The organism is Streptomyces sp. NPDC056373 (assembly GCF_042262425.1).
Taxonomy (GTDB): domain Bacteria; phylum Actinomycetota; class Actinomycetes; order Streptomycetales; family Streptomycetaceae; genus Streptomyces.
In genome coordinates this window covers 259,810-285,728 of the sequence record NZ_JBHJPX010000008.1, presented here as the reverse complement: position 1 = coordinate 285,728, position 25,919 = coordinate 259,810, and the positions used below count along the sequence as shown (strand labels likewise).

General features: G+C 72.4%; 24 protein-coding genes. 11 read left to right on the top strand and 13 right to left on the bottom strand.

Translation table 11 applies throughout. The annotated features are described in order from the left end of the window. Position 1: 1 nt before the first annotated feature. The 9 genes from ACFCXS_RS19090 to ACFCXS_RS19050 all read left to right on the top strand — a co-directional run bounded on the left by ACFCXS_RS19090 (position 2) and on the right by ACFCXS_RS19050 (position 10,664). Positions 2 to 895: an ABC transporter permease gene (locus ACFCXS_RS19090; RefSeq protein WP_376644507.1), complete on the top strand. Its 894-nt coding sequence runs from the start codon at positions 2 to 4 to the stop codon at positions 893 to 895. Then, on the top strand, positions 892 to 1,758 hold the full coding sequence (locus tag ACFCXS_RS19085; protein WP_376644506.1) for an ABC transporter permease: 867 nt from the start codon (positions 892 to 894) through the stop codon (positions 1,756 to 1,758). The genes ACFCXS_RS19090 and ACFCXS_RS19085 overlap by 4 nt, the downstream gene beginning before the upstream one ends. Beyond that, positions 1,755 to 3,110 (top strand): aminotransferase class III-fold pyridoxal phosphate-dependent enzyme, encoded by a 1,356-nt coding sequence (locus ACFCXS_RS19080; protein WP_376644505.1) that lies wholly within the window; start codon positions 1,755 to 1,757, stop codon positions 3,108 to 3,110. Before ACFCXS_RS19085 ends, ACFCXS_RS19080 begins: the two co-directional genes overlap by 4 nt. A 36-nt stretch (positions 3,111 to 3,146) precedes the next feature. Further along, positions 3,147 to 4,100 carry a succinylglutamate desuccinylase/aspartoacylase family protein gene (locus ACFCXS_RS19075; protein ID WP_376644504.1) on the top strand — a complete coding sequence of 318 codons (954 nt, stop codon included), beginning with the start codon at positions 3,147 to 3,149 and terminating at the stop codon, positions 4,098 to 4,100. Next, complete coding sequence (locus ACFCXS_RS19070) at positions 4,097 to 5,590, top strand: aldehyde dehydrogenase family protein (protein WP_376644503.1); 1,494 nt, start codon at positions 4,097 to 4,099, stop codon at positions 5,588 to 5,590. Before ACFCXS_RS19075 ends, ACFCXS_RS19070 begins: the two co-directional genes overlap by 4 nt. Positions 5,591 to 5,612: 22 nt before the next feature. Beyond that, complete coding sequence (locus ACFCXS_RS19065) at positions 5,613 to 6,551, top strand: aldo/keto reductase (RefSeq protein WP_376644502.1); 939 nt, start codon at positions 5,613 to 5,615, stop codon at positions 6,549 to 6,551. Between the two features lie 35 nt (positions 6,552 to 6,586). Beyond that, positions 6,587 to 7,252, top strand: a complete 666-nt coding sequence (locus ACFCXS_RS19060) for a haloacid dehalogenase type II (protein ID WP_376644501.1) — start codon at positions 6,587 to 6,589, stop codon at positions 7,250 to 7,252. Positions 7,253 to 7,292: 40 nt separating this feature from the next. Then, positions 7,293 to 8,576, top strand: a complete 1,284-nt coding sequence (locus ACFCXS_RS19055; RefSeq protein ID WP_376644500.1) for an NAD(P)/FAD-dependent oxidoreductase — start codon at positions 7,293 to 7,295, stop codon at positions 8,574 to 8,576. A gap of 120 nt (positions 8,577 to 8,696) precedes the next feature. Next, entirely contained in the window at positions 8,697 to 10,664 is a 1,968-nt protein-coding gene (locus ACFCXS_RS19050; protein WP_376644499.1) for a heavy metal translocating P-type ATPase, read from the top strand. A 10-nt stretch (positions 10,665 to 10,674) separates the two neighbouring features. On the opposite strand, the gene ACFCXS_RS19045 is transcribed toward ACFCXS_RS19050, so the two are convergent. The 3 genes from ACFCXS_RS19045 to ACFCXS_RS19035 all read right to left on the bottom strand — a co-directional run bounded on the left by ACFCXS_RS19045 (position 10,675) and on the right by ACFCXS_RS19035 (position 14,865). Continuing rightward, on the bottom strand, positions 10,675 to 11,745 hold the full coding sequence (locus ACFCXS_RS19045) for a LacI family DNA-binding transcriptional regulator (RefSeq protein ID WP_376644498.1): 1,071 nt from the start codon (positions 11,743 to 11,745) through the stop codon (positions 10,675 to 10,677). Between the two features lie 137 nt (positions 11,746 to 11,882). After that, positions 11,883 to 13,649, bottom strand: a complete 1,767-nt coding sequence (locus tag ACFCXS_RS19040) for a glycoside hydrolase family 35 protein (protein ID WP_376644497.1) — start codon at positions 13,647 to 13,649, stop codon at positions 11,883 to 11,885. A gap of 34 nt (positions 13,650 to 13,683) precedes the next feature. After that, positions 13,684 to 14,865, bottom strand: coding sequence for a sugar MFS transporter (locus ACFCXS_RS19035; protein WP_376644496.1), 1,182 nt, complete (start codon positions 14,863 to 14,865; stop codon positions 13,684 to 13,686). A 282-nt stretch (positions 14,866 to 15,147) separates the two neighbouring features. Between ACFCXS_RS19035 and ACFCXS_RS19030 the strand changes: the two genes are divergently transcribed. Further along, positions 15,148 to 15,546, top strand: a complete 399-nt coding sequence (locus ACFCXS_RS19030) for an SseB family protein (protein ID WP_376644495.1) — start codon at positions 15,148 to 15,150, stop codon at positions 15,544 to 15,546. A 40-nt stretch (positions 15,547 to 15,586) separates the two neighbouring features. Here the strand turns inward: ACFCXS_RS19030 and ACFCXS_RS19025 are convergent, their stop codons facing one another. From ACFCXS_RS19025 to ACFCXS_RS18985, 9 genes are read right to left on the bottom strand one after another with little or no spacing between them, the layout of a single operon-like run. Then, the gene (locus ACFCXS_RS19025) at positions 15,587 to 16,963 is read right to left on the bottom strand and encodes an FAD-binding oxidoreductase (RefSeq protein ID WP_376644494.1); all 1,377 of its coding nucleotides are present in this window, start codon (positions 16,961 to 16,963) and stop codon (positions 15,587 to 15,589) included. Beyond that, positions 16,960 to 18,066 carry an acyl-CoA dehydrogenase family protein gene (locus tag ACFCXS_RS19020; RefSeq protein ID WP_376644493.1) on the bottom strand — a complete coding sequence of 369 codons (1,107 nt, stop codon included), beginning with the start codon at positions 18,064 to 18,066 and terminating at the stop codon, positions 16,960 to 16,962. The genes ACFCXS_RS19025 and ACFCXS_RS19020 overlap by 4 nt, the downstream gene beginning before the upstream one ends. After that, positions 18,063 to 19,070, bottom strand: a complete 1,008-nt coding sequence (locus ACFCXS_RS19015; protein WP_376644492.1) for an ABC transporter substrate-binding protein — start codon at positions 19,068 to 19,070, stop codon at positions 18,063 to 18,065. Before ACFCXS_RS19015 ends, ACFCXS_RS19020 begins: the two co-directional genes overlap by 4 nt. A 10-nt stretch (positions 19,071 to 19,080) precedes the next feature. Further along, the gene (locus tag ACFCXS_RS19010; RefSeq protein WP_376644491.1) at positions 19,081 to 20,178 is read right to left on the bottom strand and encodes an LLM class flavin-dependent oxidoreductase; all 1,098 of its coding nucleotides are present in this window, start codon (positions 20,176 to 20,178) and stop codon (positions 19,081 to 19,083) included. Positions 20,179 to 20,191: 13 nt separating this feature from the next. Next, entirely contained in the window at positions 20,192 to 21,160 is a 969-nt protein-coding gene (locus tag ACFCXS_RS19005) for an ABC transporter substrate-binding protein (protein WP_376644490.1), read from the bottom strand. Beyond that, positions 21,157 to 21,873, bottom strand: coding sequence for an ABC transporter ATP-binding protein (locus tag ACFCXS_RS19000; protein ID WP_376644489.1), 717 nt, complete (start codon positions 21,871 to 21,873; stop codon positions 21,157 to 21,159). Before ACFCXS_RS19000 ends, ACFCXS_RS19005 begins: the two co-directional genes overlap by 4 nt. Positions 21,874 to 21,876: 3 nt before the next feature. Further along, on the bottom strand, positions 21,877 to 22,758 hold the full coding sequence (locus ACFCXS_RS18995; RefSeq protein ID WP_376644488.1) for an ABC transporter permease: 882 nt from the start codon (positions 22,756 to 22,758) through the stop codon (positions 21,877 to 21,879). Positions 22,759 to 22,772: 14 nt separating this feature from the next. Further along, positions 22,773 to 23,615, bottom strand: a complete 843-nt coding sequence (locus ACFCXS_RS18990) for a sulfurtransferase (protein WP_376644487.1) — start codon at positions 23,613 to 23,615, stop codon at positions 22,773 to 22,775. Further along, positions 23,612 to 24,316 carry an alpha/beta hydrolase gene (locus ACFCXS_RS18985; RefSeq protein WP_376644486.1) on the bottom strand — a complete coding sequence of 235 codons (705 nt, stop codon included), beginning with the start codon at positions 24,314 to 24,316 and terminating at the stop codon, positions 23,612 to 23,614. The genes ACFCXS_RS18990 and ACFCXS_RS18985 overlap by 4 nt, the downstream gene beginning before the upstream one ends. A 324-nt stretch (positions 24,317 to 24,640) precedes the next feature. Between ACFCXS_RS18985 and ACFCXS_RS18980 the strand changes: the two genes are divergently transcribed. Beyond that, positions 24,641 to 25,510, top strand: coding sequence for a LysR family transcriptional regulator (locus tag ACFCXS_RS18980; RefSeq protein ID WP_376644485.1), 870 nt, complete (start codon positions 24,641 to 24,643; stop codon positions 25,508 to 25,510). A 9-nt stretch (positions 25,511 to 25,519) separates the two neighbouring features. Here ACFCXS_RS18980 and ACFCXS_RS18975 read toward each other — a convergent pair whose 3' ends face one another. Next, the gene (locus tag ACFCXS_RS18975) at positions 25,520 to 25,909 is read right to left on the bottom strand and encodes a MarR family winged helix-turn-helix transcriptional regulator (RefSeq protein ID WP_376644484.1); all 390 of its coding nucleotides are present in this window, start codon (positions 25,907 to 25,909) and stop codon (positions 25,520 to 25,522) included. Between the last annotated feature and the right edge of the window lie 10 nt (positions 25,910 to 25,919).

Genomic DNA, 25,919 nt, shown 5'->3' with positions numbered 1-25,919 from the left:
CATGGCCGCCACCCTCGCCGGTGCCCCCGCACGGCCCCGCAGGCTCCTGGCCTCCCGGCGCACCCGGGCCGGCCTCCTCTATGCCCTGCCCGTCGTCGTCTACCTGCTGGTGCTGTTCGTCTACCCGATCCTCAGTACGCTCCTCCTCAGCCTGAAGAACACCGACGGCTCCCTGACGACGCACTGGTACGCCGACGCGCTGACGGGCGTGAACCTCTCCGTGCTGATCACCACGCTGCGGATCTCCGCGGAGACAGCGGTGTTCAGCCTCGTCATCGGATTCGTCCTGGCGAACGCGATCTCCCGGCTCAAGCCCCTGTGGGCCGGAGTCGCGATGCTGGTCGTCGTCGTCCCGCACTTCATCAGCGCCCTGGTCCGCACCTACGGATGGATCATCCTGCTCGGCGACAAGGGCCTGGTGAACCAGGGCATGTCCGACCTGTGGTTCCCGGGGGCGCCGTACCAGCTGCTCTACAACGAGATCGGCGTGGTCATCGGCACCACCTCCGTGATGCTGCCGTACACCGTGCTGCTGCTGTACGGCGTGATGCGCGGCGTCGACCGGCGGCTGCTCGCGGCCGCGGCCAGCATGGGCGCGGGCCGCGTCACCATCTTCCGCCGGATCTACCTTCCGCTGGTGGCCCCCGGCCTGGCCAGCGCCGGACTGCTCAGCTTCATCCTCTCCCTGGGCTACTACATCACCCCCGCCCTGATGGGCGGCCCCAAGCAGACGATGATCGCCTCCCTCATCAACCAGCAGGTCATGAAGCAGAACCAGTGGAACGGGGCGGCCGCCGAGGGCGTCATCCTGCTGCTGCTCACCTTCGCGGGACTGCTGCTGGTGAAACTCATCGGCTCCCTCGGCGCCAGCCGCAAGAAGAGGAGCGCGGCATGATGCAACTGCGCAGCACCCTCGCCGGGCGGATCACCCTGACCGCCGTCGCCACCGTGATCCTGCTGTTCCTCGCCCTGCCGATCGTCGTCATCGTCGTCACCTCGTTCAGCGACAACGCCTTCGCCGCGTTCCCGCCGAACGCCTGGACACTGCACTGGTACGCCTCGCTGTTCGCGGACGGCAGCAAGTGGCCGGCCGCCCTGTCGCTGAGCGTTCTCGTCGCCTCTCTCTCGACCGTCTTCTCGCTGATCATCGGCGTGACCGCGGCGACCGCCCTGACCCGCAGCGAACTGCCCCTGCGCTCCGCGGTCTACGCCCTGGTCCTCGGACCCCTGCTCATCCCGCAGATCGTGACCGCCCTGGGCCTGTTCCTGCTCTTCGAACCGGCCGCCATGCTGGGCAGCCCGCTCGCCATCGCGCTCGGCCACACCGTGCTGGCCTCGCCGATCGCGGTGCTGATCCTGGTGGCGACCCTGCGCGGGATCGACGAACGGTTGGAGGACGCCGCGGCGAGCATGGGTGCCGGCCGGCTGACCATCGCCCGGCGGATCACCTTCCCCCTCGCCGCCCCCGGCATGATCGCCGCCGCGGTCTTCTCCTTCATCACCAGCTTCGACGAGTTCTACATCTCCCAGTTCCTGTCCTCGGTCGACACCGTCACCCTGCCGGTGCAGATCTACAACTCCCTGACCTTCGACATCGACCCCAGCGTCACCGCGATCAGCGCGATCCTCATCGCCTTCGCGATCCTCGCCCTCGGCCTCGTCGCCCTGGTGCGCTGGCTGGGCACCGGCCGGCAGGACGCCCTGCTGTCCGTGGAGAACACGACGGCGATCGCCGCCCCCGGAGGTGAGGCCGTATGACCACCGCCGCTCAGCGGCACCTGCTGCTGAACATGACCGCCAACGGATCGCTCGCGAAGCCCGGCAAGGAACTCTTCGTCGTGCGCCACGGCGAGGGACCCTACGTCGACGACGCGGCCGGCAACCGCTACATCGACGGCCTGTCCGGGCTGTACTGCTGCCAGATCGGCTACTCCTACGCCGAGGAGATCGCCGAGGCGGCCGAGAAGCAGCTGCGCGAACTCTGCTACAGCCCCCTGTGGTCGGACTCCGCGCACCCCACCGGCCTGGCCCTCGCCGAGCGCCTCGCCGCCCTGGCCCCCGACGGCATCGAGCACGTCTTCTTCAGCGGCGGCGGCGCCGAGGCAGTGGAGACCGCCTGGAAGATCGCCCGCAGGTACCACACCCTGCGCGGCGAGCCGGGCCGGACCAAGGCGATCGCCCGGCGCGGCGCCTACCACGGCCTGACGCTCGGGGCGCTGTCCTTCACCGACGACCCGGGCCTCACCGAGCCCTACGGGCCGCCGGCCGTCGAAACCCACTTCGTCGCCAACACCAACCGCACGGCACTGGAACGGCCCCTCGGCGAGGCGGCGTTCACCGAGCACCTCCTCGCCGACGTCGAGGCCACGGTCCTCGCGGCCGGGCCGGACAGCGTCGCGATGCTCATCGCGGAGCCGGTGCAGAACCGGGGCGGCTGCATCACCCCGCCCGAGGGCTACTGGCGGGGCCTGCGCGCACTGGCGGACCGGTACGGCTTCCTGCTGGTCGCCGACGAGGTCATCACCGCCTTCGGCCGGCTGGGGGAGTGGTTCGGCGGCGAGCGCTACGGCGCCCGCCCGGACCTCGTCACCGTCGCCAAGGGCATCACCGCCGGCTACGCCCCCATGGGCGCGACCCTGACAGCGGGCCATGTCGCCGAGGTGATCAACCGGCCCGGCCAGGTCCTCAACCACGGCTACACGTTCAGCGGTCACCCGCTGAGCGCGGCGATCGCCCTGCGCAGCCTGGACATCATGGAGCGGGACCGGATCCTGGAGAACGTCCGCGGCCACCAGGACCACCTGGCCCGGCGCATGGCCTCCCTGGGCGCCCTGCCGATCGTCGGCGACGTGCGCGGAGCGGGCTACTTCTATGCCGTCGAACTCGTCGGCGACCTCGACGGCGGCGCCTTCAGCGACAGCGCCCGCGCCGCACTCGTCGCCGACCTGATCCCGCGCCGGCTGCGCGAGGCCGGGCTGCTCGCCCGCGTCTACAACCGCGCCGCGCCCCTGGTCCAGATCGCGCCCCCGCTGATCGGCGACCGCGCGCTGCTCGACCGAATCGCCGACATCATCTCGGCCACCCTCGACGAGGCCTCCGCCCGCCTCTGACCCCTGCTTCGGACCGTTGCTTTGGAAAGGAACGACATGTATTCCATCGGCCCCCTGACCGTCGCCCCCGGCGAGCGCGCCCAGGGACTGATCCCGGTCGGCACCAGCACCTACGGCGTGGAGCTCGGCATCCCGCTCATCGTCGTCAACGGCACCGAGGACGGCCCGGTCCTGTGCGTGGACGCCGGTGTGCACGGCGACGAATACGAAGGGCAGGAGGCCATCCGCCGCGCGCTCGCCGCCGTCGACCCGGCCGGCCTGCGCGGCACCCTGGTCGGCATCCCCTGCATGAACACCCCCGCTTTCGAGGCTGCCGCCCGCACCAGCGGCCTGGACCACCTGAACCTCAACCGCATCTTCCCCGGCGACGCGGACGGCTCGTACTCCCTGCGCCTGGCCGCCACCTTCGTCGAGCAGGTCGTCCCCGCCATCGATGCCCTGGTCGACCTGCACACCGGCGGCACCTTCGGCGAGATCGCCCCCCTGGTCATCCTCCAGGGCGGCTACGAGCAACTCGCCACGGACCTCGCCCTCGCCGCAGGACACGAGCTGGTCTGGAAGGGCGGCAAGTGGGGCGGGACGGTCCGCCACCCCACCCTCGCGGCCGGCAAGCCCGCCATCACCATCGAGGCGGGCGGCGGCACCTACCGCGAGCAGAACGTGGCCCTGCACGTGCACTCGATCCGCAACGTCATGCGCCAACTCGGCATGATCGAGGGCGAGGTGGAGCTGCGCGACACCTACACCACCGTGTCGGGCACCTTCGCCCGGTCCGCCGCCGGCGGCTTCTTCCTCGGCCACGCAGAGCCGGGCGAGGGCTGCAAGGAAGGCGACCTGATCGCCCAGATCACCGACCACTACGGCAACACGCTGGAGGAGGTCCGGGCCCCGCAGGACGGCATCGTGCTCTGGGTACGACGGATCCGCACCGTGCGGCCCGGCGACGAGGTGGTCATCTTCGGCGAGGTGCAGGGAGCGATCCAGCCATGAGCACCGAACTCCCGTCGACCCGACTCCCGTCGGCCGAACCGGCGACGACCGAACTGCTGCTGATCGACGGCAAGCCGGTGCCCGCCGCCGACGGCCGCAGCTTCACGGTCCTGGACCCGTCGGACGGCACGGCCCTCGCCGAGGTCTCGCTCGCCGGACTCGCGGACGTGGACCGTGCGGTGGCGGCGGCGCGAGCCGCCTTCACGGCACCCGAGTGGGCACGGATGCGCCCCGCCGACCGCGGCAGGCTCCTCCACCGCATCGCCGAGGGCATCCGCCGCGAGGGCGACCGGCTCGCCCGCCTGGAGTGCCAGGACGTCGGCAAGCCACTCCGCCAGGCCAGATCCGATGTCGAGTCCGCCGCCCGCTACTTCGAGTTCTACGCGGGCATCGCCGACAAGCTCGGCGGCACCACGGTCCCCCTCGGCCCCGGCCTGATCGACTACACCCTCCGCGAACCCATCGGGGTCTCCGGCCAGATCATCCCGTTCAACTACCCGCTCCAGAACACCGCCCGAGGCTCCGCACCCGCACTGGCCGCGGGCTGCACGGTCGTACTGAAGCCCTCCCCGGAGGCGCCGCTCACCCCGCTGGAGGTCGGCCGGATCGCGCTGGAGTGCGGGCTGCCGCCGGGCGTGCTGAACGTCGTACCCGGCGACGGCGTGACCGGCGCCGCGCTCGCCGGGCACCCGGGCATCGACCAGGTCACCTTCACCGGCTCGGTGCCGACCGGCATCAAGGTCGCCCAGGCCGCCGCCGCCAACGTGGTGCCCTCCGTCACCGAACTGGGCGGCAAGTCGCCGTTCGTCGTCTTCGCGGACGCCGACTTCGATCTCGCGATCAGCGCGATCCTCGGCTGGTCGTTCAGCAACGCCGGCCAGATGTGCTCGGCGGGCACCCGGCTGCTGCTCCAGCGCGGAGCCGAGGAGTTCCTGGACCGGCTGGTCGAGCGGATCGCCACGCTGCGCGTCGGGCCGGGCCTCACGGACCCGGACATCGGCCCCCTGGTCGCCGCCCGGCAGCGCGACCGCGTCCTGGACTACCTCGAACTCGCCCGGCAGGAAGGCGCCGTGGCCCGCATCGGCGGCGGCGTCCCGTCCGCCATGGAGCTCGCCGACGGCTACTACATCGAGCCGACCGTCCTCACCGGCCTCACCAACCAGGCCCGCTGCGCGCGCGAGGAGATCTTCGGCCCCGTCGTCACCGTCATCGACTTCGACGACGCCGACGAGGCACTCCGGATCGCCAACGACAGTCCGTACGGCCTGTCCTCCTACGTCTGGACCCGCGACATCGACAGGGCCATGCGCCTGGCCGAGGGCATCCGGGCCGGACAGGTCTACGTCAACGTCACCAGCGCGGGTACCGGCATCGAGCTGCCCTTCGGCGGCTTCAAGCACAGCGGCTGGGGCCGCGAGAAGGGCCTGCAAGCCCTCGACAGCTACACGCAGACCAAGAACGTCTGCATCGGGTTCGGGGACCGGTCATGACCGCCGTGAGGGGAGCCCGGCCATGAGGTACCGCACGCTGGGCGAACGCGGCCCGACCGTCTCCGTCGTGGGCGTCGGCGGCAACAACTTCGGCTCGCGCCTGGACGAGGACGGCACGAAGGCCGTGGTGCACGCCGCCCTCGACGCCGGTATCACCCTGTTCGACACCGCCGACATGTACGGCGGGTTCGGCGAGCGGGGCGGGGAACGCGGCGACGGCGAACGCCTCCTCGGCGCCGCGCTCAAGGGCCGTCGCGACGACGTCGTCCTCGCCACCAAGTTCGGCATGAAGATGGGCCCGGAGGCCGACCTGTACGGGCGCCGCGGCGCCCGCCCCTACATCCGGTACGCCGTCGAGTCCTCCCTGCGGCGGCTCGGCACCGACCGGATCGACCTGTACCAGTACCACGAACCCGACGGCCTCACCCCGCTGGAGGAGACGGTCGCCGCCCTGCGGGAACTCGTGGACGAGGGCAAGATCCGCCACCTCGGCTGCTCCGGTCTCCCGCCCGAACAGCTCAGCGACGCCTTCGTCTCCACGCAGGCCCGCTACCACCTGCTCGACCGCGGCGCGGAGAACGACCTGATCCCCGCCTGCCTGCGCCACGGCCTGGGCCTCCTGCCGTACTACCCGCTGGCCAACGGCCTGCTCAGCGGCAAGTACCGGCGCGGCGAGGAGCCACCGCCCGGCAGCCGGCTGTCCTGGCGGCAGGGCTGGCTCACCGACGCCGCCCTCGACCGTGTCGAGGCCCTCACCGCCTACGGCGCCGAACGCGGCCTGACCCTCCTCCGGGTCGCCGTGGGCGCACTGGCCGCCCTCCCCGCGGTCGGCTCGGTCATCTGCGGCGCCATGACCCCCGCCCAGGTCACCGCGAACGCGGCGGCGGCCGAGTGGATCCCCGACGCGGCCGACCTGGCCTCCCTCGACGCGATCGTCGCCCCCGGCGAACGCGTCGTCTGACACCCCTACCGAACTTGCGAAGCGAGGCTGAACCCATGCGAGAGATCGTCACCTTCGACGCCTACGGCACACTGATCGACTTCCAGCTCGGCCCCACCACCCTGAAGGTCCTGGAAGACCGTCTCGACCTGGACAACCTGGACGTCGACGAGTTTCTCGACGACTTCCGCGTCATGCGCTTCCAGGCCGTGCTGGAGGCCTACCGTCCTTACCACGAGATCCTGCACTCCAGCCTGCGCAACGCCATGCGCCTGCACGGCCTGGAGTACCGCGAGTCCGACGGTGACGCCCTCGTGGAGGCCGTCCCCACGTTCGGCCCGTTCCCGGAGGTCCCCGACGCCCTGCGGCAGCTCAAGACCCGTTACGAGATCGCCATCATCTCCAACACCGACGACGACCTGATCGCACGGAACGTCGAGAACATCGGCGTCGACTTCGACCACGTCATCACCGCCCAGCAGGCCGGCGCGTACAAGCCGGACCGGCAGACCTTCGAGCACGCCTTCAAGGCCATGGGCGTGGAGCCCTCGCAGGTCGTCCACACCGCTCAGGGCTGGGAGTACGACCACATCCCGACCCGTGACCTCGGCCTGAGGCGCCGCGTGTGGATCAACCGCTACGGCCGCCCCGGCAGCGCCGACTACCAGCCCTACGACGAGCTGACCGACCTGTCGGGCCTGCCCGGGCTGCTCGGCTGCTGACCCGGGCGACACAGGACAGAGAACGCGGAGGACCCACCCCATGAAACAGATCCCCTACTGGCTCGACACCGCTCCCGCCCTGCCCGACCGCTCCGGAAAGGACCTGCCCGCCGAGGCGGACGTGGTGGTCATCGGGGGTGGCCTCACGGGCCTGTCCACCGCCTACCACACCGCCCGCAAGGGAGCCCGGGTCGTCCTCGTGGAGAAGGACAAGGTCGGCTCGGGTGCCTCCGGGCGCAACGGCAGCATGTGCACCCAGGGCCTCACCATCGGTGTCGGCGAGGCGCGCAAGCGCTACGGCCAGGAGCGTGCCCGCGAGCTGTACGACTCCTTCCGTGAGGCCGTCGACGTGGTCGAGGAGATCACGCGGACCGAACAGATCGACTGCGACTTCCACCGCGCCGGCAGGCTCGGAGTCGCCTTCAAACCGCAGCACTTCGAGTCGATGCGGGCCACCCAGCGCGACCTCGCCGAGAACTTCGGCCACGAGACACAGCTCCTGACCAGGAGCGAGCTCCCGTCCGAACTCGGCTCGGACTACTACCACGGCGCGCTGCTCGACCCGCTGAGCGCGGCCCTGCACGTCGGCAAGTACGTGCACGGCCTCGCCGAGGCCGCCGAACGCGCGGGGACGGAGATCCACGAGCGCAACGCGGCCACCGGTCTCACCCGCCTGCCCGGCGGCGGTTTCGTGGTCGACACCCTGAACGGCACCATCCGTGCCAAGCAGGTGATGGCCGCGACCGACGCCTACACCGACAAGTCGCTTCCGTGGTTCCGCAAGCGGCTCATCAATGTCGGCAGCTTCATCATCGTCACCGAGCCGCTCGGCGAGGAGCGCGCCAAGTCGCTGATCCCCAACGGCCGTCTGGTGGTGGACTCCAAGAACATCGGCCACTACATACGGCTCACCCCCGACAACCGCCTCGCCTTCGGCGGCCGGGCCCGGTTCGCCCCCTCCGACCCGGCCTCGGACGTCAAGAGCGGCGGCATCCTGAAGCGGGAGATGACGGAGATCTTCCCGCAGCTCGCCGGGGTGCGGATCGACTACGTGTGGGGCGGCATGGTCGGTTTCTCCTGGGACCGCCTCCCGCACGCGGGCGAGGCGGACGGCCTCTACTACTCGATGGGTTACTGCGGCCACGGGGTCCAGATGGCCACCTACATGGGCCGCGCGGTCGCCGAGATGATGGACGGCCGCCCCGAGGCCAACCCGCTGCGGGGCCTCGGCTTCCCGAAGGTCCCGGTCCCCTTCTACAACGGCACCGCGTGGTTCCTGCCGTTCGGCGGCGCCTACTACAAGGCCAAGGACAGGCTGCGCTGACCCCGGCACCGCGGACGGGACGGCCGTCGGGAGCGGGCGGGGAATGAAGACATGAATCAGTCTTCATGTGTTCCTGTATGGTGAGGAAGCCACACGCCCCCGCCCGAAGGACCACCCCCGATGACCTCCACGCTCACGCCTCAGCCGGTCGAACGGGCGAAGCCCGCACGCGCCGGAGCGGTGGCCCGGCGGCGTACCCGTGTCCTCGCCCTCCCCGAGGCGCGCTGGGCCGCCGCGGCAACCGTCCTCTTCCTGCTCGCGCTGCCCCTGCAGTTGACGGGCGCCCCCTCCTGGACCTGGGGGGGCCTGTACGCCCTGTCGTACGTCACGGGGGGCTGGGAGCCGGGGTGGGAGGGGCTCAAGGCGCTGAAGGACCGCACCCTCGACGTCGACCTGCTGATGGTCGTCGCCGCACTGGGCGCGGCAGCGATCGGGCAGGTCATGGACGGCGCCCTGCTCATCGTCATCTTCGCCACCTCGGGCGCGCTGGAGGCCCTGGCCACCGCCCGCACCGCCGACTCCGTGCGCGGCCTGCTCGACCTGGCCCCCGCCACCGCCACCCGGCTGAGCCCCTCCGGTGAGGAACAGGCCGTGGCGGTGGAGGAGCTGGAGGTCGGCGACACCGTTCTCGTACGGCCCGGCGAGCGGGTCGGCGCCGACGGACGCGTGCGGGACGGGGCGAGCGAGGTGGACCAGGCGACCATCACCGGCGAGCCGCTGCCCGTGGTGAAGGAGCGGGGCGACGAGGTCTTCGCGGGCACCCTCAACGGCACCGGCGCGCTGCGGATCCGGGTCGAACGCGACGCGTCCGACTCGGTGATCGCCCGGATCGTCCGCATGGTGCAGGAGGCCTCCGAGACCAAGGCGCCCACGCAACTGTTCATCGAGAAGGTCGAACAGCGCTACTCGCTCGGCATGGTGGCCGCGACCCTGGCCGTCTTCCTGGTGCCGCTGGCCTTCGGGGCGCAGCTCACCGACGCGTTGCTGCGCGCCATGACGTTCATGATCGTCGCCTCCCCGTGCGCGGTCGTCCTGGCCACCATGCCGCCCCTGCTGTCGGCCATCGCCAACGCCGGACGCCATGGCGTGCTGGTGAAGTCGGCCGTGGTGATGGAGCGGCTCGGCCAGGTGGACGCCGTCGCGCTGGACAAGACCGGCACGCTCACCGAGGGCGGCCCCCGGGTGACCGACGTCCGGCCGCTGCCCGGATCCGGTCTGGACGAGGGCGAGTTGCTGACGCTGGCGGCGGCAGCCGAACGGCCCAGTGAGCATCCGCTGGCCCGGGCGGTCGTGGACGCGGCCCGCGAGCGCGGTGCCGACCTGCCCGTCGCGCGGGACTTCACCTCCGCGCCCGGCGTGGGAGTCACCGCCGTCGTCGGCGGCCGCAGGGTAGAGGTCGGCGCGCCGGCCCGACTCGCCGGCGCCGCCGTCGGAACGGTCGCGGAACTGGAGGAGTCCGGCCGTACCGCCGTCCTGGTCGTCGTCGACGGCACGCCCGCCGGGCTGCTCGGCATCGCCGACCGGCTGCGCCCGGACGCCCCCGCCACCGTCGCCACCCTCGCCCGGCTCACCGGCACCGCCCCGGTGCTCCTCACCGGCGACAACCCTCGCGCCGCCGCGCAGCTCGCCGCCGAAGCCGGCATCGACGACGTGCGTGCCGGGCTGCTGCCGCAGGACAAGCTGGCGGCCGTCAAGGAGATGGAGAGCGCGGGCCGTAAGGTGCTGGTCGTCGGCGACGGCGTCAACGACGCTCCCGCGCTGGCCGCCGCGCACACCGGCATCGCCATGGGCCGGGCCGGCTCCGACCTGGCCCTGGAGACCGCGGACGCCGTCATCGTGCGCGACGAACTCGCCGCGGTTCCCGCCACGGTCGCCCTGTCCCGCCGCGCCCGACGCCTCGTCGTGCAGAACCTCGTGATCGCCGGGGTGTTCATCACCGGTCTCGTCGTCTGGGACCTGGCCGGTGACCTGCCGCTCCCGCTGGGCGTGGCGGGCCACGAGGGCTCCACCGTCCTGGTGGGACTGAACGGGCTGCGGCTGCTGAGGGAGGGGGCCTGGCAGCGGGCCGCCGCCGGGGGAGACGGCTGACGAAGGGGGGTCAGCGCGCCGGTGGGGGAGCGCTGCTCGCCCGCACCACGAGGTCCACGGGCACGACGCTGTCGACGCGGGGCCGCTCGCCCGGGCCGTCGATGCGGTCGACGAGGAGCCGCAGCGAACGGGTGCCGATCTCCGCGAAGTCGGTGCGGACGGTGGTCAGCGGCGGGAGGAAGTGCGCCGCCTCGGGGATGTCGTCGTAACCGACGACGCTGACGTCCCCGGGGACGGAGCGCCCGGACTCGTGCAGGGCGTGCAGCAGGCCGAGCGCCATCTGATCGTTGGAGACGAACACCGCCGTCACCTCCGGGCGCCGGGCCAGCCGGCGGCCCAGGTCGTAGCCGGAGCCGGCGCTCCAGTCCCCGACGAGGGGGTCCGGAACGGCGGCACCGGCCGCCCGGAGCGTCGACTGCCAGCTCGTCAGCCGATGGTGGGCGGAGGTCCAGCCCGTGGGACCCGCGATGTGCCACACGGTGGTGTGGCCGAGGCCGAGCAGATGCTCGGTGGCCTTGCGGGCGCCGGTGCGGGAATCACCGGTGACCAGGGACGTCTCGTCGTCGAGCGCGTTCTCCAGCACCACCAGGGGAGTGCCCAGATCGGCCGCCTCCGCCAGGGTCCGGCCCACCCACAACTGGGGGGCGATCGCGATCACGCCGTCCGCGCCCTCGGCCGACAGCCGGTGCACGGCCTCGACGACGGTGTCGTGGTCGGCGGTGTCGAGGGCGATGGAGCTGACGAGGTAACCGGCCTCCTGAGCCGCCGTGTTGATCGCGGTGAGGATCGAGGCGGGCCCGTACCGCGCGGCGTCGAAGGAGATGACCCCGAGCATCCGGGTCCTGCCGCTGGCCAGGGACCGCGCGCTGCGGCTGGGCCGGTAGCCGAGGGTGCGCATGGCGTCCAGGACCGCCTCGCGGGTCTGCCTCCGGACGGCCGGATGGTCGTTGAGCACCCGCGAGACGGTCTGCTTGGACACCCCGGCCATCCGGGCCACGTCGGCCATCACCGGCCGCGCTCCCGCGAAGTTGCGCCTGCTGCGGCCCTTGGGAACGGGGTCGTCGGGGGCGCTCGGTGTCATGGCGGATGATTCCTCGGGGTCGGCGCGGCGGTCCTGAACCCGCCCGGCAGGAGCACAGCATAGGCCGGGCGGTGCCCGTGGAGTCCTCGGCCGTGCCGAACCCCCCCGGCGCCGGATGAGGGAACGTACGGCGTGCCTCACCAGGTGTTCTCCGGGCCGAGGTCGGGGGTGTCGGTGAGGAGCGCACGGGTGGCCGTGGTGCCGTGCAGCTCCAGCAGGACGAGTTCGTTGGTGCCCGGGCGCAGAACCGGGGCCGGGACGTACAGCGTGCGCTGCGGGCCGCGGTTCCAGTAGCGGCCCAGGTGGAAGCCGTTGACCCAGGCCTGGCCCTTCGACCAGCCCGGCAGGGAGAGGAAGGCGTCGGCGGGGGTGCCGACGGCGAACGTGCCGCGGTGGAAGGCCGGGACGGTGACCGGCGCGTCCCCGGCCGGGGCGAACGGCACCGCGTCCAGGCCGTCCAGGGGCAGCGGACGGCAGTCCCAGCCCGTCAGGGCCGTGCCGTTGAGGGAGACGGGACCGAGCAGGCCCTTGGGCGCGCCGATGCGGGGGCCGTAGTTGACGCCGCCCATGTTCTCGACGAGCACCTCCAGCGTCGCCCCCGGGCGCGGCACCCGCACGGGCAGCGACTCGTCGTGTCGCTCGCTCTCCAGCACGCCGACGGGCGCACCGTCGACGAAGACCTGGGCGCGGTCGCCGACCCCGCGGGAGAAGTGCAGCAGGCCGTCGCCACCGACCGGGAGGGTGGTGCGGTAGAGCGCGTAGCCGGTGCGCTGCCCGAGCTCGTCCATGGTCACGGGCGTGTCGGCGCGCACGGCCGTCGCGAGCGAGCCGGCGAGGGGCAGGAGAGGGGCGCGGTCGCTCAACTCGACCGGGGTCGGCGGAAGTTTGGTGCTCGGAGCCGGGGCGGGCTCGTCGGGCACGGCCGTGTGGCGGGCGATGACCTCGCGGAAGGCGTGGTACTTCGGGCCCGGGTCGCCGCACTCGGTGAGCGCGGCGTCGTAGTCGTAGGACGTGACGGTGGGTGTGTAGGCGTGCTTGTGGTTGGCGCCGTTGGTGAAGCCGAAGTTGGTGCCGCCGTGGAACATGTAGATGTTCACCGACGCCCCCGCGGACAGCAGCCGGTCCAGGTCAGCGGCGGCGTCGGCCGCGTCCCGCACATGGTGGGGGCCGCCCCAGTGGTCGAACCAGCCGATCCAGAACTCGGCGCAGAACAGCGGGCCTTCGGGCCGGTGCTCGCGCAGCCGGGCCAGGGACCGCTCGACGCGGCTGCCGAAGGTGCCTGCGGCCGGCACGCCCGGCAGGCTCCCCGCGGCCAGGTGCTCGGGGTCGGCCTGGTCGCAGGTGAACAGCAGCTCCTCCACGCCGCGGGAGCGGAAGGCGTCGGCCAGGTGCTTGAGATAGGCGCCGTCGTCACCATAGGCCCCGTACTCGTTCTCCACCTGTACGGCGATGACGGGACCGCCGGCCGCCGCCAGGTGCGGGCGGATCGCGGGCAGCAGCAGGTCGAGGTAGCGGTCGACGGCGCCGGTGAAGCGGGGGTCGCTGGTGCGCAGCCGGATGTCCGGGTCGGAGGTCAGCCACTCGGGCAGGCCACCGCCGTCCCACTCGGCACAGATGAACGGACCCGGACGCAGCAGCACCCGCAGCCCCTCCTCGTGCGCGAGCCGGAGGAACCGGGGCAGGTCGAGAAAGCCGTCGAGGACGAGAGGGCCCTCGGGAACGGGCTGGTGGTGGTTCCACGGGAGGTAGGTCTCCACCGTGTTGAGCCCCATCAGCCGCGCCTTGCGCAGCCGGTCGGACCACAGCTGGGGGTGGACGCGGAAGTAGTGCAGAGCGCCGGAGATGATCCGGAACGGCTCGCCGTGCAGCAGGAATCCGTCGGACGTCGTGGTCAGGGCGGGCATGCGGAAGCTTCCCTTCGGCTGAGGGGGATCACGGTCAGCGGGAGCGGGTGGCGCGGATCAGCCAGAGCGTGGCCGACAGGCAGAGCGCCGACACGCCGCAGAGCAGAAGCGGCACGGCGCGGACCCCGGACCACTCGATGGCCTTGCCCAGAGCCGGCCCCGCGACCACGCCCCCGGCCATGGAAGCGGCGATGACCAGCGCACCGGCCCGCCTGGCCCGCGGGGCGGCCCGGTTCAGCCACGGCAGCCCGGTGGGGAAGATCGGAGCGATGAACAGACCGACACCGGCGTACGCCCAGGGCGCCAGTGCCGGAACGGTCGCGGCGAGCAGACACACCGTCATCCCCGTGCAGGAGACGGTGATGATGGCCTGCGGGGAGAAGCGCAGCGCGAGCGGGGCGACCAGGAAGCGGCCGACGGTCATCATGAGCCAGTACACGGAGGTGGCGGTGGCGGCGGTCCCCGCGCCGTAGCCGACGGTCTCCAGATGCGTGGGCTCCCAGCCGCCCACACCGGCCTCGATACCGACGTGCAGCACGTAGAGGACGACGAAGACGGCGAGCACGGAACCGAGGCTGCGTCCCAGGACGGCTTCGCCGACGGGCCGGTCGCCGGCCGTGGCGGGTGCCTGGTTCCGCACGCCCCTCAGGCACAGCAGCAAGGGCAGATTGGCGAGGGCGAAGACGAGGAACACGGCCGGGTAGTGCTCCGAGCCGACCGCGCCGATCACGGCGGGGCCGAGGATGGCCCCGATGCCGAAGTGCGCGTTGAGGATGTTCAGCATCGCGGTCGAGCGCCGGCCGAAGCCCACGGCGAACAGCTGGTTGAGGCCGTAGTCGATGCCGCCGAAGCCGAGCCCGGCGAGCAGGGACGCCGCCAGAGCGGTCGGCCAGTCGGGCGCCAGCGCGAAGCCTGCCGCGCCGACGGCCATCAGCAGATACGAGCTGCCGAGGATCCGCCGGTTTCCGATCCGCCCGTAGAGCCGGTCGAACAGCAGGACACCGGCGACACCACCGACGAAGTGCGCACTGAGCCCGAGCCCCGCGGCGGACGGCGACAGGCCGAACTCCGCACGCAGAGCGGGGATCGCCGGCCCGTACAGCGCCTGCAGCGCCCCGATGAGCACGAAGCCGGCACATGAGGCCAGGACGGCCGCCCTGCTGAAGAGCGGGCCGGGCGGTGCGGGGGAGGGACGGGCGATGCACTCTTCGATCACGCGGACTCCGAGGGACGGGCCACCGAGTGGCGGGGCGGAGGGCACAGGCGCGTACGTCTGGATCAGGCAACCTGATGTTACCGGTAACATCAGGTTCGTCAACATCCCTCGGCAGGTGCGGTTTCGCCGGGGGCCCCACCACAAGATCTCCCCCGCGCTCCCACGAACCCTGGAGATCCACCAGGATTGCCCCGTTCCCGTTCGGGTACGCGAGCAGGACCGAACCCGGGGCGGATCTTCCCCCGGGCAGGCCGCACGACCGCCGCTACCAGGGAATGTGCCATGGAGACACCCGCAAACGACCCCACGCCCACGCCCGCCCAGCGGGCACTGGACGTCCTCGCCGAGAACACCGAGGACACGGCGGCTCTGGACGCGCTCGCCAACAGCGACGTGCTCATCCCCGTGCCCGACGACGCGGGCGACGCCGACGCCGCCAACCCCTCGACGGTGGCGCTGCCCGTGCTGGAGCAGCCGGACGGCGAACCGGTGGTGCCCGTGTTCACCTCCGAGGTGGAGATGGCCGGGCTGCTGCCGTTCGTCTCCCGCTACCGCATGGTGCCGCTCGGCGCCCTCGCCGCCCAATGGCCGGCCGACGACCTGTCGCTCACCATCGACGGCAGCTCGGAGCACCGGCTGACGCTGACCTCGGAGGGAGTCCGCACCCTGCTGGTCCGTTAGTCAGCAGCACGCGCGCCGGCGCCCACGCGGGCGCGGCAGGTCAGAGCGCCTTGCCCGGGTTCAGAATTCCCCGGGGGTCGAGTGCCTCCTTGATCCGCCGCTGCACCGCGTGGGCCGTCGGCCCCAGCTCCTCGGCGACCCACTGCCGCTTGAGCACACCCACGCCGTGCTCCCCGGTCAGTGTGCCGCCCAGCCGCAGCGCCAGCGCGAAGATCGCACCCGCCGCTTCCCACACCGCGTCCGGCAGTCTGTCGAGGGCGGGGTCGACCACGATGATCGGATGCAGATTGCCGTCCGCGGCATGCGCGATGGTGAACACCGGCACGTCGTAACGTGCCGAGATCCCCCGGATCTCCCGGACCGCCTCGGCCAGCCGGGAACGAGGCACGGCGATGTCCTCGATCAGCGGGCGGCCGAGCCGCTCCAGCGACGGCAGTGCGAGCCGGCGAGCCGCCAGCAGCGCCTCGGCCCGAGCCGGATCCGCCGTCCGCTCCACCGTCGTCGCCAGCGGCTCCAGCAGCCGGGCGACCGCCGCCGCCTCGCTCGCCGCGCCCGCACCGTCGCACTGCACCACCAGCAGCGCGGCCCCCCGCTCCCGCAGCGCCGGGTCCACGGCCCGCAGCACCGGCCCGTCGACCAGTTCCGCCAGCGCGGGCTCCACACCCGCCCGGGTGATCGCGTACGACGCCTCGGCCGCCGCCTCGAAGGTGGCGAAGTACGCCGCGAGCGTGGCCGTCGCCACCGGCACCGGCCGCAACCGCAGCGTCGCCGAGGTGATCACGGCCAGGGTGCCCTCCGAACCCGTGAGCAGCGCCGTCAGGTCGTAGCCGGTGACGCCCTTGACGGTACGGCGGCCCGTGCGCACCACGGTCCCGTCCGCGAGGACCGCCTCCAGGCCCAGCACACTGTCCCGGGTCACCCCGTACTTCGCGCAGCGCAGCCCGCCCGCGTTGGTGGCGATGTTCCCGCCGATGGTCGACCATGCCGCGCTCGCCGGGTCCGGCGCGTAGCGCAGACCGTGCTCACCGGCCGCCCGGTCCAGTTCGGCGGTGATCACCCCGGGTTCCACGACGGCCAGCTGGTCGTCCGCCGAGAGTTCGAGGATCCGGTTCATTCCGGACAGGTCCAGGACCAGCGTGCCCTCTCCGGCCGCCGCCCCGCCCGACAGACCGGTCCCGGAACCCCGTGGCACCACCGGGACGCCCAGCTCGTGTGCGTGCCGGAGGGTGACGGCGACGTCCTCGGTGCGCCGGGCCCGTACGACGGCCAGCGGCTCCCCGTCCGGCCGGGTACCGGAGCGGTCGGTGGTGTGCGCGGTGATCGTGTCCGGGTCGGTGAGCAGCCGGTCGGGTGGCAGGTCACGGGCGAGCAGGCCGAGCAGGCGCGCGGAGGCGGTGGTTTCCGGTGCCACTGTCATGGGTTCAGTGCTTTCGTGCCGAGGGCGAGCAGGGCGATGTCCTCCTGGGGGGCGTGGACCGGGGCGCACTGGATGTCGCGGAAGTGCCGCTCCAGCGGATTGCCGCGGGCCAGTCCTGGGTTGCCGAGCAGCCGCACGGCCAGCTCCACGGCCCGCACACCGTGCCGGTCGGCCAGGACCCGTGCGCCGAGGGCCTGTTCGGGGGTGTAGGCGGGGCTGGCGGTGTCCACCCGCGCGGCGCCGTCGAACACGAGCTGCTCGGCGGCGGCGAGCAGCACCTCGATCTCCCCGGCGGTCCGCCGGAAGCGCTCCGTGCGGGCCACCGGATGGCCGAGGTTGGCGGGCACGCGCGCGTGGGCGAACGTGTGGAAGAAGGACTGGGCGGCGCGGGCCACTCCCAGGTACAGGGCGGCGAGCGGGAGATGCAGGTTCGCGCCCGCACGGTTGTCCTGTTCGGCGGCCGGCCCGTACGGTCCGAGCCCGATGACGTGTTCGTACGGGACCTCGACGTCCCGGAACGTCACGTCGTGACTCCCACTGGCCCGCAGGCCCAGCTGGTCCCAGCGGCCGGTGATCTCGACGCCCGGCGAGCCGCCGGGCACCAGGAACGTGCCCACGCGCGGCTCCGGCTCGTCGGTGGTCGCCCACACCAGGAACCAGTCGAGCCCCTCGGCGCCCGTGACGAACCGCTTGGTGCCGCTGACCGCCCAGCCGCCGGCGGTGCGCCGGGCCCGGGTGGCGGGCAGCCCGCCCCGCGCGGGGGAGCCCAGATCGGGCTCCACGCGCGCGTGGTTGAGGAGGACCGGCCGCTCGAACGACTCCTTCACCACGCGCGCGTACAGCTCCTCGGGCCAGTGCGGCTGTACCGCCTGCCGGGCGTGGTTGGTGAGCGTCATCGCGGCGATCAGGGCGACGGACGGGTCCGCCCGCCCAAGGCGGTGCAGGATTCGCGCGGTCTCCTCGACTCCCGCGCCCTGACCACCGTAGGGCCGGCCGATCGTCGCGGTGAGCAGTCCGGCCTCGTGGGCGATCCGGAGGGACTCGGCAGGGAAGGCGGCGGACCGGTCGTGCTCGGCGGCCAGTTCGGCGATGCGCTCGGTCACAGGGCCTTCTTCAGATCGGCGTCGAGGGCGGTGGTCCAGAAGGACTTCACGTCCAGGTGCTCCTTCAGTGCTCCGAGTTCGGTGAAGGCGTCGGCGACCTTCTGCTGGGAGGCGACGGTGTCGTCACCGACCGGGCGGGCTCGCGTCGGGCGCTGCTTCTGGGCGTCGACGAGGTCCTTCCTCGCCTGGGCCAGGGGCTGGTGGGTGGCGTCTGCGGTGATCTTCGCGAAGCCTTCCTCGCGCCCGTCGCGGACGTAGGCGTACGCCTTGGTGATCCGGGCGATCAGATCGGCCGCCGCGGCCCGCCGTGCCGGGCTCCGAAGCACGTTGTCGCGTGCCGACCACAGGAAGTTGCCCGACAGGATGTCCTTGCCCGAGCCGATCGTGCGGGCGCCCTGCTGGTGGGCGGTGATGATCGACGTGCCGTAGGAGGCGAGGGCGTCGATGCTGCCGCCGTTCAGGGCCGCGAGCCCGTCGTTCGGCAGCAGCGGCTTGGCGTCGATGTCCGACCACTTCAGGCCCGCCTGCTTCAGCAGCGCGTAGAGGAAGTAGTGGGCGGTGGTGTTCTGGACGTAGCCGACCTTCTTGCCCTTGAGTGCCGCGATGCCGGTGATCTTCGAGCCCTTGGCGGCGACGACCTCCTGGTTGAGCGTCGCCCCGCGCTGGACGGCGACGACCCTGAAGTTCGGGGCGCCGTCCGCGGCGGCGAAGACAGGCGGGATCTCACTGGACGAGGCGAGGTCCAGGGCTCCGGCCCGGACGGCCTGGAGCTGCTGCTCACCGCCCTGGAACTGGCTCCACCTCACCTTGTACGGGGTGTCGTCGAGGTGGGCGTACTTCAGGACCGCCTCCTCGGTCTTCCAGCCGGTGGCGCCGACGGCGAGCGTGACGGAGGACAGGCCGGACGGGGACTCGGCCTGCGCCGGACCGCCGCAGCCCGCGGCGAAGGGCAGGAGCAGGGCCAGGGCGGCGGCGGACGTACGCAGGGTGTGCCGGAACAACACGGGCTCTCCATCAGGCGGCTTGGGTGCTGGCGCGGTGGGCGAGTTCCTGGCGGACCAGGGGCAGGACGTGGCGGGCGTAGTCGATCGCGTCGTTCAGCGGGTCGTAGCCGCGGATCGACAGCAGGTCGCAGCCGATGTCGACGTAGTCCAGCAGTGCCTTGGCGACCGTCTCGGGTGAGCCGACCAGGGCCGTCGACGCGCCGGCCGCGTTCGTGGCGGCCGCCGGCGCCGTCCACAGGCAGCGGTCGTGCACCTCGCCGCGCTCGGCGATGTCCAGCAGCCGCTGCGAGCCGACGTTGGCCGGGCGGCCGGTCGTGCGGTAGTGCCGCAGCAGCTCGGTGTTGCGCGCCTGGTCCTTGAGCACGCCCAGCGTGCGGTGCGCCTTCTCCCAGGCCAGTTCGTCGGTGGGAGCGATGATCGGGCGGAACGACACCCAGATACGGGGGCCGGGGCGCCCGGCGGCCGCCGCCACCTTGTTGACGGCCGCGATCTGCTCGGCCGTCTCCTTCAGCGGCTCGCCCCACAGCCCGAAGATGTCGCCCTGCTGCCCGCCGACCCGGTACGCGTCCTGCGACGAACCGCCCACCGAGATCGGCACCAGCCCGTTCACCGGCTTCACGTCCGAGTGGTAGCCCTCGAACGTGAAGTACTTGCCCTGGTGCGAGACGGGGCCGTCCGCCTGCCACACCTTCCGCAGGATCCGGATGTATTCGTCGGACCGCTCGTACCGCTCCGCCTTCCCCAGGTAGTCGCCCTCCCGGCGTTGCTCCTCGTCGCTGCCGCCGGAGATGATGTGCACGGTCAGCCGGCCGTCGCTGATCCGGTCCAGGGTGGCCAGCGCCCGGGCGGCGTGCGTCGGGAAGATCACGCCCGGCCGGTGGGCCAGGATCGGGCGGATCCGCTCGGTGTGGGTGGCGACGAACTGGGCGATCTGGAAGGCGTCCGGCGAGGCCGAGTGGTAGGCGACCAGGGTGTGGTCGAAACCGCCGTCGTCCAGGGCGCGGGCGTACTTGCGCAGGTGATCGACGTCGAGCCCGGTGCGGCTCGCCGCGGCCGGTCCCGAGGCCCCGGCGTCCGTGTGGACGGCGCTGATGAATTCGACAGGCATGTACGGCTCCTGGTCAGTCGAGAAGGGAGGGGTCGGCGGACGTCGCCACGTCGACGTTCGGGTCGAGGACGCCGATGCCGTGCATGAGGTCGGCCACGCTCTGGACGGTGGCGTTCACGTCGCCGGTGACCGGCAGGACCTCGCTGTAGCCGGCGGAGGCCAGCGTCCTCGCCACGGCCGGGTCGGCGCCGTTACGAGTCTGGATGGCCTTGGCGTAGGCCTCCCGGTGCGTGCTCGTCCACTTCAGGGCCGTGCCGAGGCGCTTGAGGAAGTCGGCGAGCGCGGCCTTCTTGGACGGGTCGGCGAGGGCCTGCTCACTGGCGTTGACGAAGCCGATGCCGCTGACCCGGCCGTCCCCGCCGTCGGCGAGGAGGCGCCCGCCCTGCTTCAGCCCGATGGCCTGGTAGACACCGAAGGTCGCCCAGACCTTGACCTTCCCGGAGGCGAACGCGGCCTGCGCGTCGGTCGGCAGCAGGTACTGGACCTCGACGTCCTTGTAGTCGAGCCCGTTCTGCTTCAGCACGTTGGCCAGCAGGTACTCGGAGACGCTGCCCTTGGCGGAGGACACCACGACCCTCTGGCCCTTGAGGTCCTTCACGCTGTCGATGCCGGAGTCCTTGCGCACGACGAGCCCTACATGCCGGCCGTCGTTCTTCAGCGCGGCCACGTTCTTCACCTTCACCCCGCCGCTGAGCGCCTGGAGCGCCGGCAGGTCCGCGGAGTACCCGGTGTCGGCGGCACCCGCCTGCACGGCCTGGTAGAGCGGGGCCGCGCCCTCGAACTCGGCCCACTTCACCTTGTACTTCGCACCCTTCAGGGCATCGGCCGCGGCGACCATCGTCTGGAGCGTCCCGGCCTGGTCGCCGATGGTGAGGGTGGTCGCCTGCGGCGAGGAGGCGTCCGCGGAGGAGTTCCCGCCGCAGGCGGTCAGCGCCAGCAGGGTGGTCATGCTCAGCGCGGCGGCTGCGGTACGGCGGTTCACGACGGGGTTCCTTCCAGGGTGCGGTTCACGCCCAGCCAGTTCAGGAGGCGGGCGCGCAGGGACACGAATTCCGGGGCGGTGAGGTCCCGGGGCCGCGGCAGGTCGACGCTCAGCTCATGCGCGATCCGGCCCTCGTCCATCACCAGGACACGGTCGGCGAGCAGCAGCGCCTCCTCCACGTCATGGGTGACCAGGAGGATCGCGCAGCCGTGCCGCTGCCACAGCTCGGCCACCAGTTGCTGCACCCTGCCCCGGGTGAGCGCGTCCAGGGCGCCGAACGGTTCGTCCAGGAGCAGCAGTTCGGGCTCGCGGACCAGGGCCCGGGCCAGTGAGACGCGCTGTGCCTGGCCGCCGGAGAGCGTCTTCGGCCAGGCGGTCGCGCGGTCCGCGATGCCCACCTCGTCGAGTGCCTTGAGCGCCAGCGCCTTGTCGGGGCGGCCGGGCAGCCCCAGGACGACGTTGCGCCAGACCTTCAGCCAGGGCAGCAGCCGCGGCGACTGGAAGGCGGCACTGCGCCGGGCGGGTACGGTGACCTCGCCGCCGATCTCCTCGTCCAGCCCGGCCAGGATCCTCAGCAGCGTCGACTTGCCGCAGCCGCTGTGCCCGAGCAGGGCCACGAACTCGCCCTCCCGGATGTCCAGATCGAGATCGTGCAGCACGGTGTTGCCGTCGAAGGACCGCGAAAGCCCCCTGGTCTCGACACTGTTGGTCATCGTTTACGCCTCGCCCTCGAAGTTGGCGCGCCAGGTCAGCAGCCGGCGCGAAAGGATCCGTACGGCGAAGTCGCAGGCGAGCCCCAGCAGCGCGTACACGACGAGGCAGAGCACGATGACGTCCGTGCGGAAGTACTGCTGGGCGTTGCTCATCAGATAGCCGAGGCCCGCGTCCGCGTTGACCTGTTCGGCGAAGACCAGTGCCAGCCAGGCGGTGGACAGCGCGTACCGGAGTCCCACGAGGGCCCCGGGCAGCGCGCTCGGCAGGATCACGTAGGCGATCAGCCCGAGCCTTCCGAGCCCCATCATCCGGGCCGCCTCGACGAGCTGGGAGTCGGTGGAGCGGATGCCGCCGTAGATGTTGAAGTACAGCGGGTACGTCACACCGAGCGCGACGAGCGCGATCTTCGGGGTCTCCTCGATGCCGAACCAGACGATGAACAGGGGGATCAGGCCCACCCACGGGATCGCCCGGAACATGCCCATCGAGGAGTCGATGACGTCTTCGCCGAGCCGGAACAGCCCGGCCAGCAGGGACAGGCTCAGCGCGACGGACGCGCCGATCAGGAATCCGACGGCGGCCCTGCGGCCCGACGCGGCGATGGCGGAGGGCAGCTCACCGTTGCGGGTGAGTTCCACCGCCTGGTTCACGACGTCGACGGGGGAGGCCAGCACGGACTCGGGGAGGACACCGGTGGCCGAGGTCAGGAACCACAGCAGGACCAGGCCGACCGGGCCCGCGGAACGGCGTACGGAACGGGGAAGAGAGAGGCGGCGGCCGGACTTCGCGGTGCCGCGGAGGGTGACACGGGCGCTGGCGGCGGGCGGGCCGGGGTCGGCGGTCAGCTCGGGCAGCACCGCCGTGGCCGGTGATCGGGTCGTCATGGCGGGTTCCTTCGTCAGACCGGGAGCGGGCCGGTCACGGCCCGGCGGGCGGGATCGGCGGACCAGGCGGACCAGGAGCCGGGGAAGAGCACCGCGTCGAATCCGGCGATCTCCAGGGCGGCGATCTGGTGTGCCGCGGTGACTCCGGAGCCGCAGTACACGCCGATGCGCGTGGCCCCGTCCGCCCCCTTTTCACCGAACCGCTCGCGCAGTGCCTCCGGCGGCAGGAAGGTGCCGTCGGCCGCGATGTTCTCCCCGGTGGGCGCGGACACTGCCCCCGGGATGTGGCCGGGGCGCGGATCCACCGGCTCCACCTCGCCGCGGTAGCGTTCGGCCGCCCGGGCGTCCAGCAGCAGACCCGTGGCGGCGAGTTCGGCGGCACCGTCGGCGCCGGTGACGGGCAGACGGCCCTCGGCCAGGACGACGTCACCGGGCTCCGGCGCGGCGGGTACACCCGTCTCCAGGGGCAGTCCGGCCGCCCGCCAGGCACCGAGCGCCCCGTCGAGGAGGGTCACACGCGTCAGTCCCGCGTACCGCAGCAGCCACCAGGCGCGAGCCGCCGCCGTGTTGCCGAGGTCGTCGTACACCACCACGGGCCGGTCCCGGCCGATGCCCCAGCGGCGGGCCGCCGCCTCCAGCCGCGCGAGGTCGGGCAGCGGGTGACGCCCGCCCTCCGGGCTCGGCGGCGCGGCGAGCTCGGTCTCCAGGTCTACGTACACAGCGCCCGGGATGTGGCCCTGCGCGTAGTGCTCACGCCCGCGCGGGTCGCCCAGCGCCCAGCGGACGTCGAGGAGCACCGGCGGCTGCTCGGAGGCCAGTCGCTCGCGCAGTTCGGCAACGCTCGTCGTCACGCTCATGCCAGGCCCTCCGCGATCAGGGGGAGTTCGGGGGACAGGCGCAGCCGCTCCAGGAAGAGCACGACAGTGGCGGCGGCGGTGCGGTGCAGGGCGTCGTTGAGGACGTCGTGCCGCCCTCCGTGGAAGGTCACCAGCTCGACGGGGCGGCCGGCGTATGCCTGCCGGGCGGCGTCGAGCGGGCTCACCACGTCGTCCGTGCCGTGCAGCGCCAGCACCGGGACCCCGACCCGGTCCAGGCCCGGCCCGGACAGCTCCGGAGTGACGTCCAGCGCCCCGCGCCGGAACTCCGGGTCGCCGGCGAGGCGCCCCTGGTGTGTGGGGCAGGCGGTGCGGGCCTCGGTCTCCTCCACCCAACTCCCCGCCGTCCAGGCACCGGTGGGCAGCCCTGCCAGGACCAGGGCGTCGATGCCGGGGGTCCGGTCGGCGGCGAGTCGTACGGCGTGGTGGGCGCCGGTGTCCGAACCCACCAGCACCTTCGGTCCGGGCAGGGACGCGTCGGCGAGCAGCTCGGCGGCGGTGTCGAGCACACCCGGGTCGGCGGACGGGTCGCCGAGGGCGCGGACGCGGTAGGCATCGAAGGCGAGCCGGCGGCCGAACCGCTCGTACACACCCGCGTGTTCACCACGCCCGGCCAGCACGATCAGCGTGCCGCGCGGGGCGAGACCTTCGGGTTCGTCCCAGGTTCGGAGCGAAGAGGACATGAGGGGGCAACTCCCGTGTCGGGGCAGGGGGTGTCCAGGGCAGGACAAGGCAGGGCAGGGGGTGCCGGCTGTCACGTGTCAGTGCGGAAGAACGTGATCAGCTCGGGTGCTGGAGCGGGGAAGTGCCGCGGAGAGTCAGCGACAGCGCGCGCTGCACGCCACGCCGAAGTCGATGACCCGGCGCTGCGTCAGAAGGGCAGCGAAAGCGGTGGCGTGCGGCATGCGTTCATCATGACCGGTCGTGACAGCCGCCGTCCAACGACGATTCCTCATCGAAACCGATCAGAAATCGCGATCGATCGCACGAACGGATACGGTCGCCGCATGCACCGACCCGTCCTGGATCTCGTCGCCCTGCGCAGCCTGACCGCCGTGGCCGACTGCGGCGGCTTCCACCGCGCCGCCCGGGCGCTGGCCCTGAGCCAGTCGGCGGTGAGCCAGCACGTGCGCAAGCTGGAGAAGATCCTGGGGCGGCCGGTCGTCGAGCGCGAGGGGCGCGGCATGCGGTTCACCGCCGACGGCCACCGGCTTCTGGAGCAGGCCCGGCGCATCCTCGCGGTGCACGACGAGGCCGTGCGCACCCTGCTCGACGTCGACGCCGACACGGTCACCATCGGCGCCACCGAGCACGCCGCCGACCAGTTCCTGCCCCGGCTGACCGCCGCCGTCCAGGACGTGCGTCCCGGCTGCCGGGTCCGCTACCGCATCGACCGCTCCGCCCGCCTCGTCGAGGCCGTGGAGCGCGGGAGTGTCGACGTCGCCGTCTACGTGACCGAGGCCGCCGCCACCGAGGGCACCCCCGTCGGCGGTCTGCCGCTGACCTGGTACGCGGTGCCCGGCTGGCAGCCGCCGTCCGAACCCGCTCCCGTGCCGCTGGTCGCCGTGGAGGACCCCTGCGCGATCCGCCGCCGGGCCATCGCGACGCTCGCCGCGCACGGCGTGCCCGCCCAGGTCGTCGGGGACGCCGGGTATCTCGCGGGCGTCCTGGACATCGCCCGCACCGGTGAGGGCGTGGCCCTGCTCGCGGCGGTCGGTTCCGCCCCCGACGGGCTCGCGGCCTGCGCGGCGCTGCCGCCGGTCACACCCATTCCGATGAGCGCGCTCGCCCGTTCCGGGGCGGACCCGGCGACCGTCGGGGCCGCGTTCGAGGCCGTACGCGACCTGCTGCGGCAGGACACCCCGGCAGGGGCGTGACGCCCGGGGCTATGCGCCCAGCGTCCGTGCCAGCGCGGCCCGCTGCAGGGGCAGCACCTCGGCGTGCAGGTCACGGCCCCTGGCGGTCAGGGTGACCCAGACGCCCCGCCGGTCCTCCATGCACACGGACCGTGTCACCAGACCGTCCTTCTCCAGCCGGGCGATCAGCCGGGACAGCGCGCTCTGGCTGAGATGGACCCGCCCGACGAGGTTCTGCACCCGGCACTGCTCGCCCTCCTCGGCCGCCGCGGTCGCGAGCATGTCCAGCACCTCGAAATCGGACGCGCCGAGACCGTGCGGATGCAGCGCCCGGTCGATCTCGCACATCGTGCGCGCGTGCGCCGACAGGATGTCCCGCCACCGGTCCTCGAGCTGCCCACCAGCCGTTTTCGCCGCCATATGGGAACGG

Bases quoted from the DNA above. Each gene is read 5' to 3' on its own strand.
- ACFCXS_RS19090 (WP_376644507.1), top strand. From the start codon at position 2: ATGGCCGCCACCCTCGCCGGTGCCCCCGCACGGCCCCGCAGGCTCCTG.
- ACFCXS_RS19085 (WP_376644506.1), top strand. From the start codon at position 892: ATGATGCAACTGCGCAGCACCCTCGCCGGGCGGATCACCCTGACCGCC.
- ACFCXS_RS19080 (WP_376644505.1), top strand. From the start codon at position 1,755: ATGACCACCGCCGCTCAGCGGCACCTGCTGCTGAACATGACCGCCAAC.
- ACFCXS_RS19075 (WP_376644504.1), top strand. From the start codon at position 3,147: ATGTATTCCATCGGCCCCCTGACCGTCGCCCCCGGCGAGCGCGCCCAG.
- ACFCXS_RS19070 (WP_376644503.1), top strand. From the start codon at position 4,097: ATGAGCACCGAACTCCCGTCGACCCGACTCCCGTCGGCCGAACCGGCG.
- ACFCXS_RS19065 (WP_376644502.1), top strand. From the start codon at position 5,613: ATGAGGTACCGCACGCTGGGCGAACGCGGCCCGACCGTCTCCGTCGTG.
- ACFCXS_RS19060 (WP_376644501.1), top strand. From the start codon at position 6,587: ATGCGAGAGATCGTCACCTTCGACGCCTACGGCACACTGATCGACTTC.
- ACFCXS_RS19055 (WP_376644500.1), top strand. From the start codon at position 7,293: ATGAAACAGATCCCCTACTGGCTCGACACCGCTCCCGCCCTGCCCGAC.
- ACFCXS_RS19050 (WP_376644499.1), top strand. From the start codon at position 8,697: ATGACCTCCACGCTCACGCCTCAGCCGGTCGAACGGGCGAAGCCCGCA.
- ACFCXS_RS19045 (WP_376644498.1), bottom strand. From the start codon at position 11,745: ATGACACCGAGCGCCCCCGACGACCCCGTTCCCAAGGGCCGCAGCAGG.
- ACFCXS_RS19040 (WP_376644497.1), bottom strand. From the start codon at position 13,649: ATGCCCGCCCTGACCACGACGTCCGACGGATTCCTGCTGCACGGCGAG.
- ACFCXS_RS19030 (WP_376644495.1), top strand. From the start codon at position 15,148: ATGGAGACACCCGCAAACGACCCCACGCCCACGCCCGCCCAGCGGGCA.
- ACFCXS_RS19025 (WP_376644494.1), bottom strand. From the start codon at position 16,963: ATGACAGTGGCACCGGAAACCACCGCCTCCGCGCGCCTGCTCGGCCTG.
- ACFCXS_RS19010 (WP_376644491.1), bottom strand. From the start codon at position 20,178: ATGCCTGTCGAATTCATCAGCGCCGTCCACACGGACGCCGGGGCCTCG.
- ACFCXS_RS19000 (WP_376644489.1), bottom strand. From the start codon at position 21,873: ATGACCAACAGTGTCGAGACCAGGGGGCTTTCGCGGTCCTTCGACGGC.
- ACFCXS_RS18995 (WP_376644488.1), bottom strand. From the start codon at position 22,758: ATGACGACCCGATCACCGGCCACGGCGGTGCTGCCCGAGCTGACCGCC.
- ACFCXS_RS18990 (WP_376644487.1), bottom strand. From the start codon at position 23,615: ATGAGCGTGACGACGAGCGTTGCCGAACTGCGCGAGCGACTGGCCTCC.
- ACFCXS_RS18985 (WP_376644486.1), bottom strand. From the start codon at position 24,316: ATGTCCTCTTCGCTCCGAACCTGGGACGAACCCGAAGGTCTCGCCCCG.
- ACFCXS_RS18980 (WP_376644485.1), top strand. From the start codon at position 24,641: ATGCACCGACCCGTCCTGGATCTCGTCGCCCTGCGCAGCCTGACCGCC.
- ACFCXS_RS18975 (WP_376644484.1), bottom strand. From the start codon at position 25,909: ATGGCGGCGAAAACGGCTGGTGGGCAGCTCGAGGACCGGTGGCGGGAC.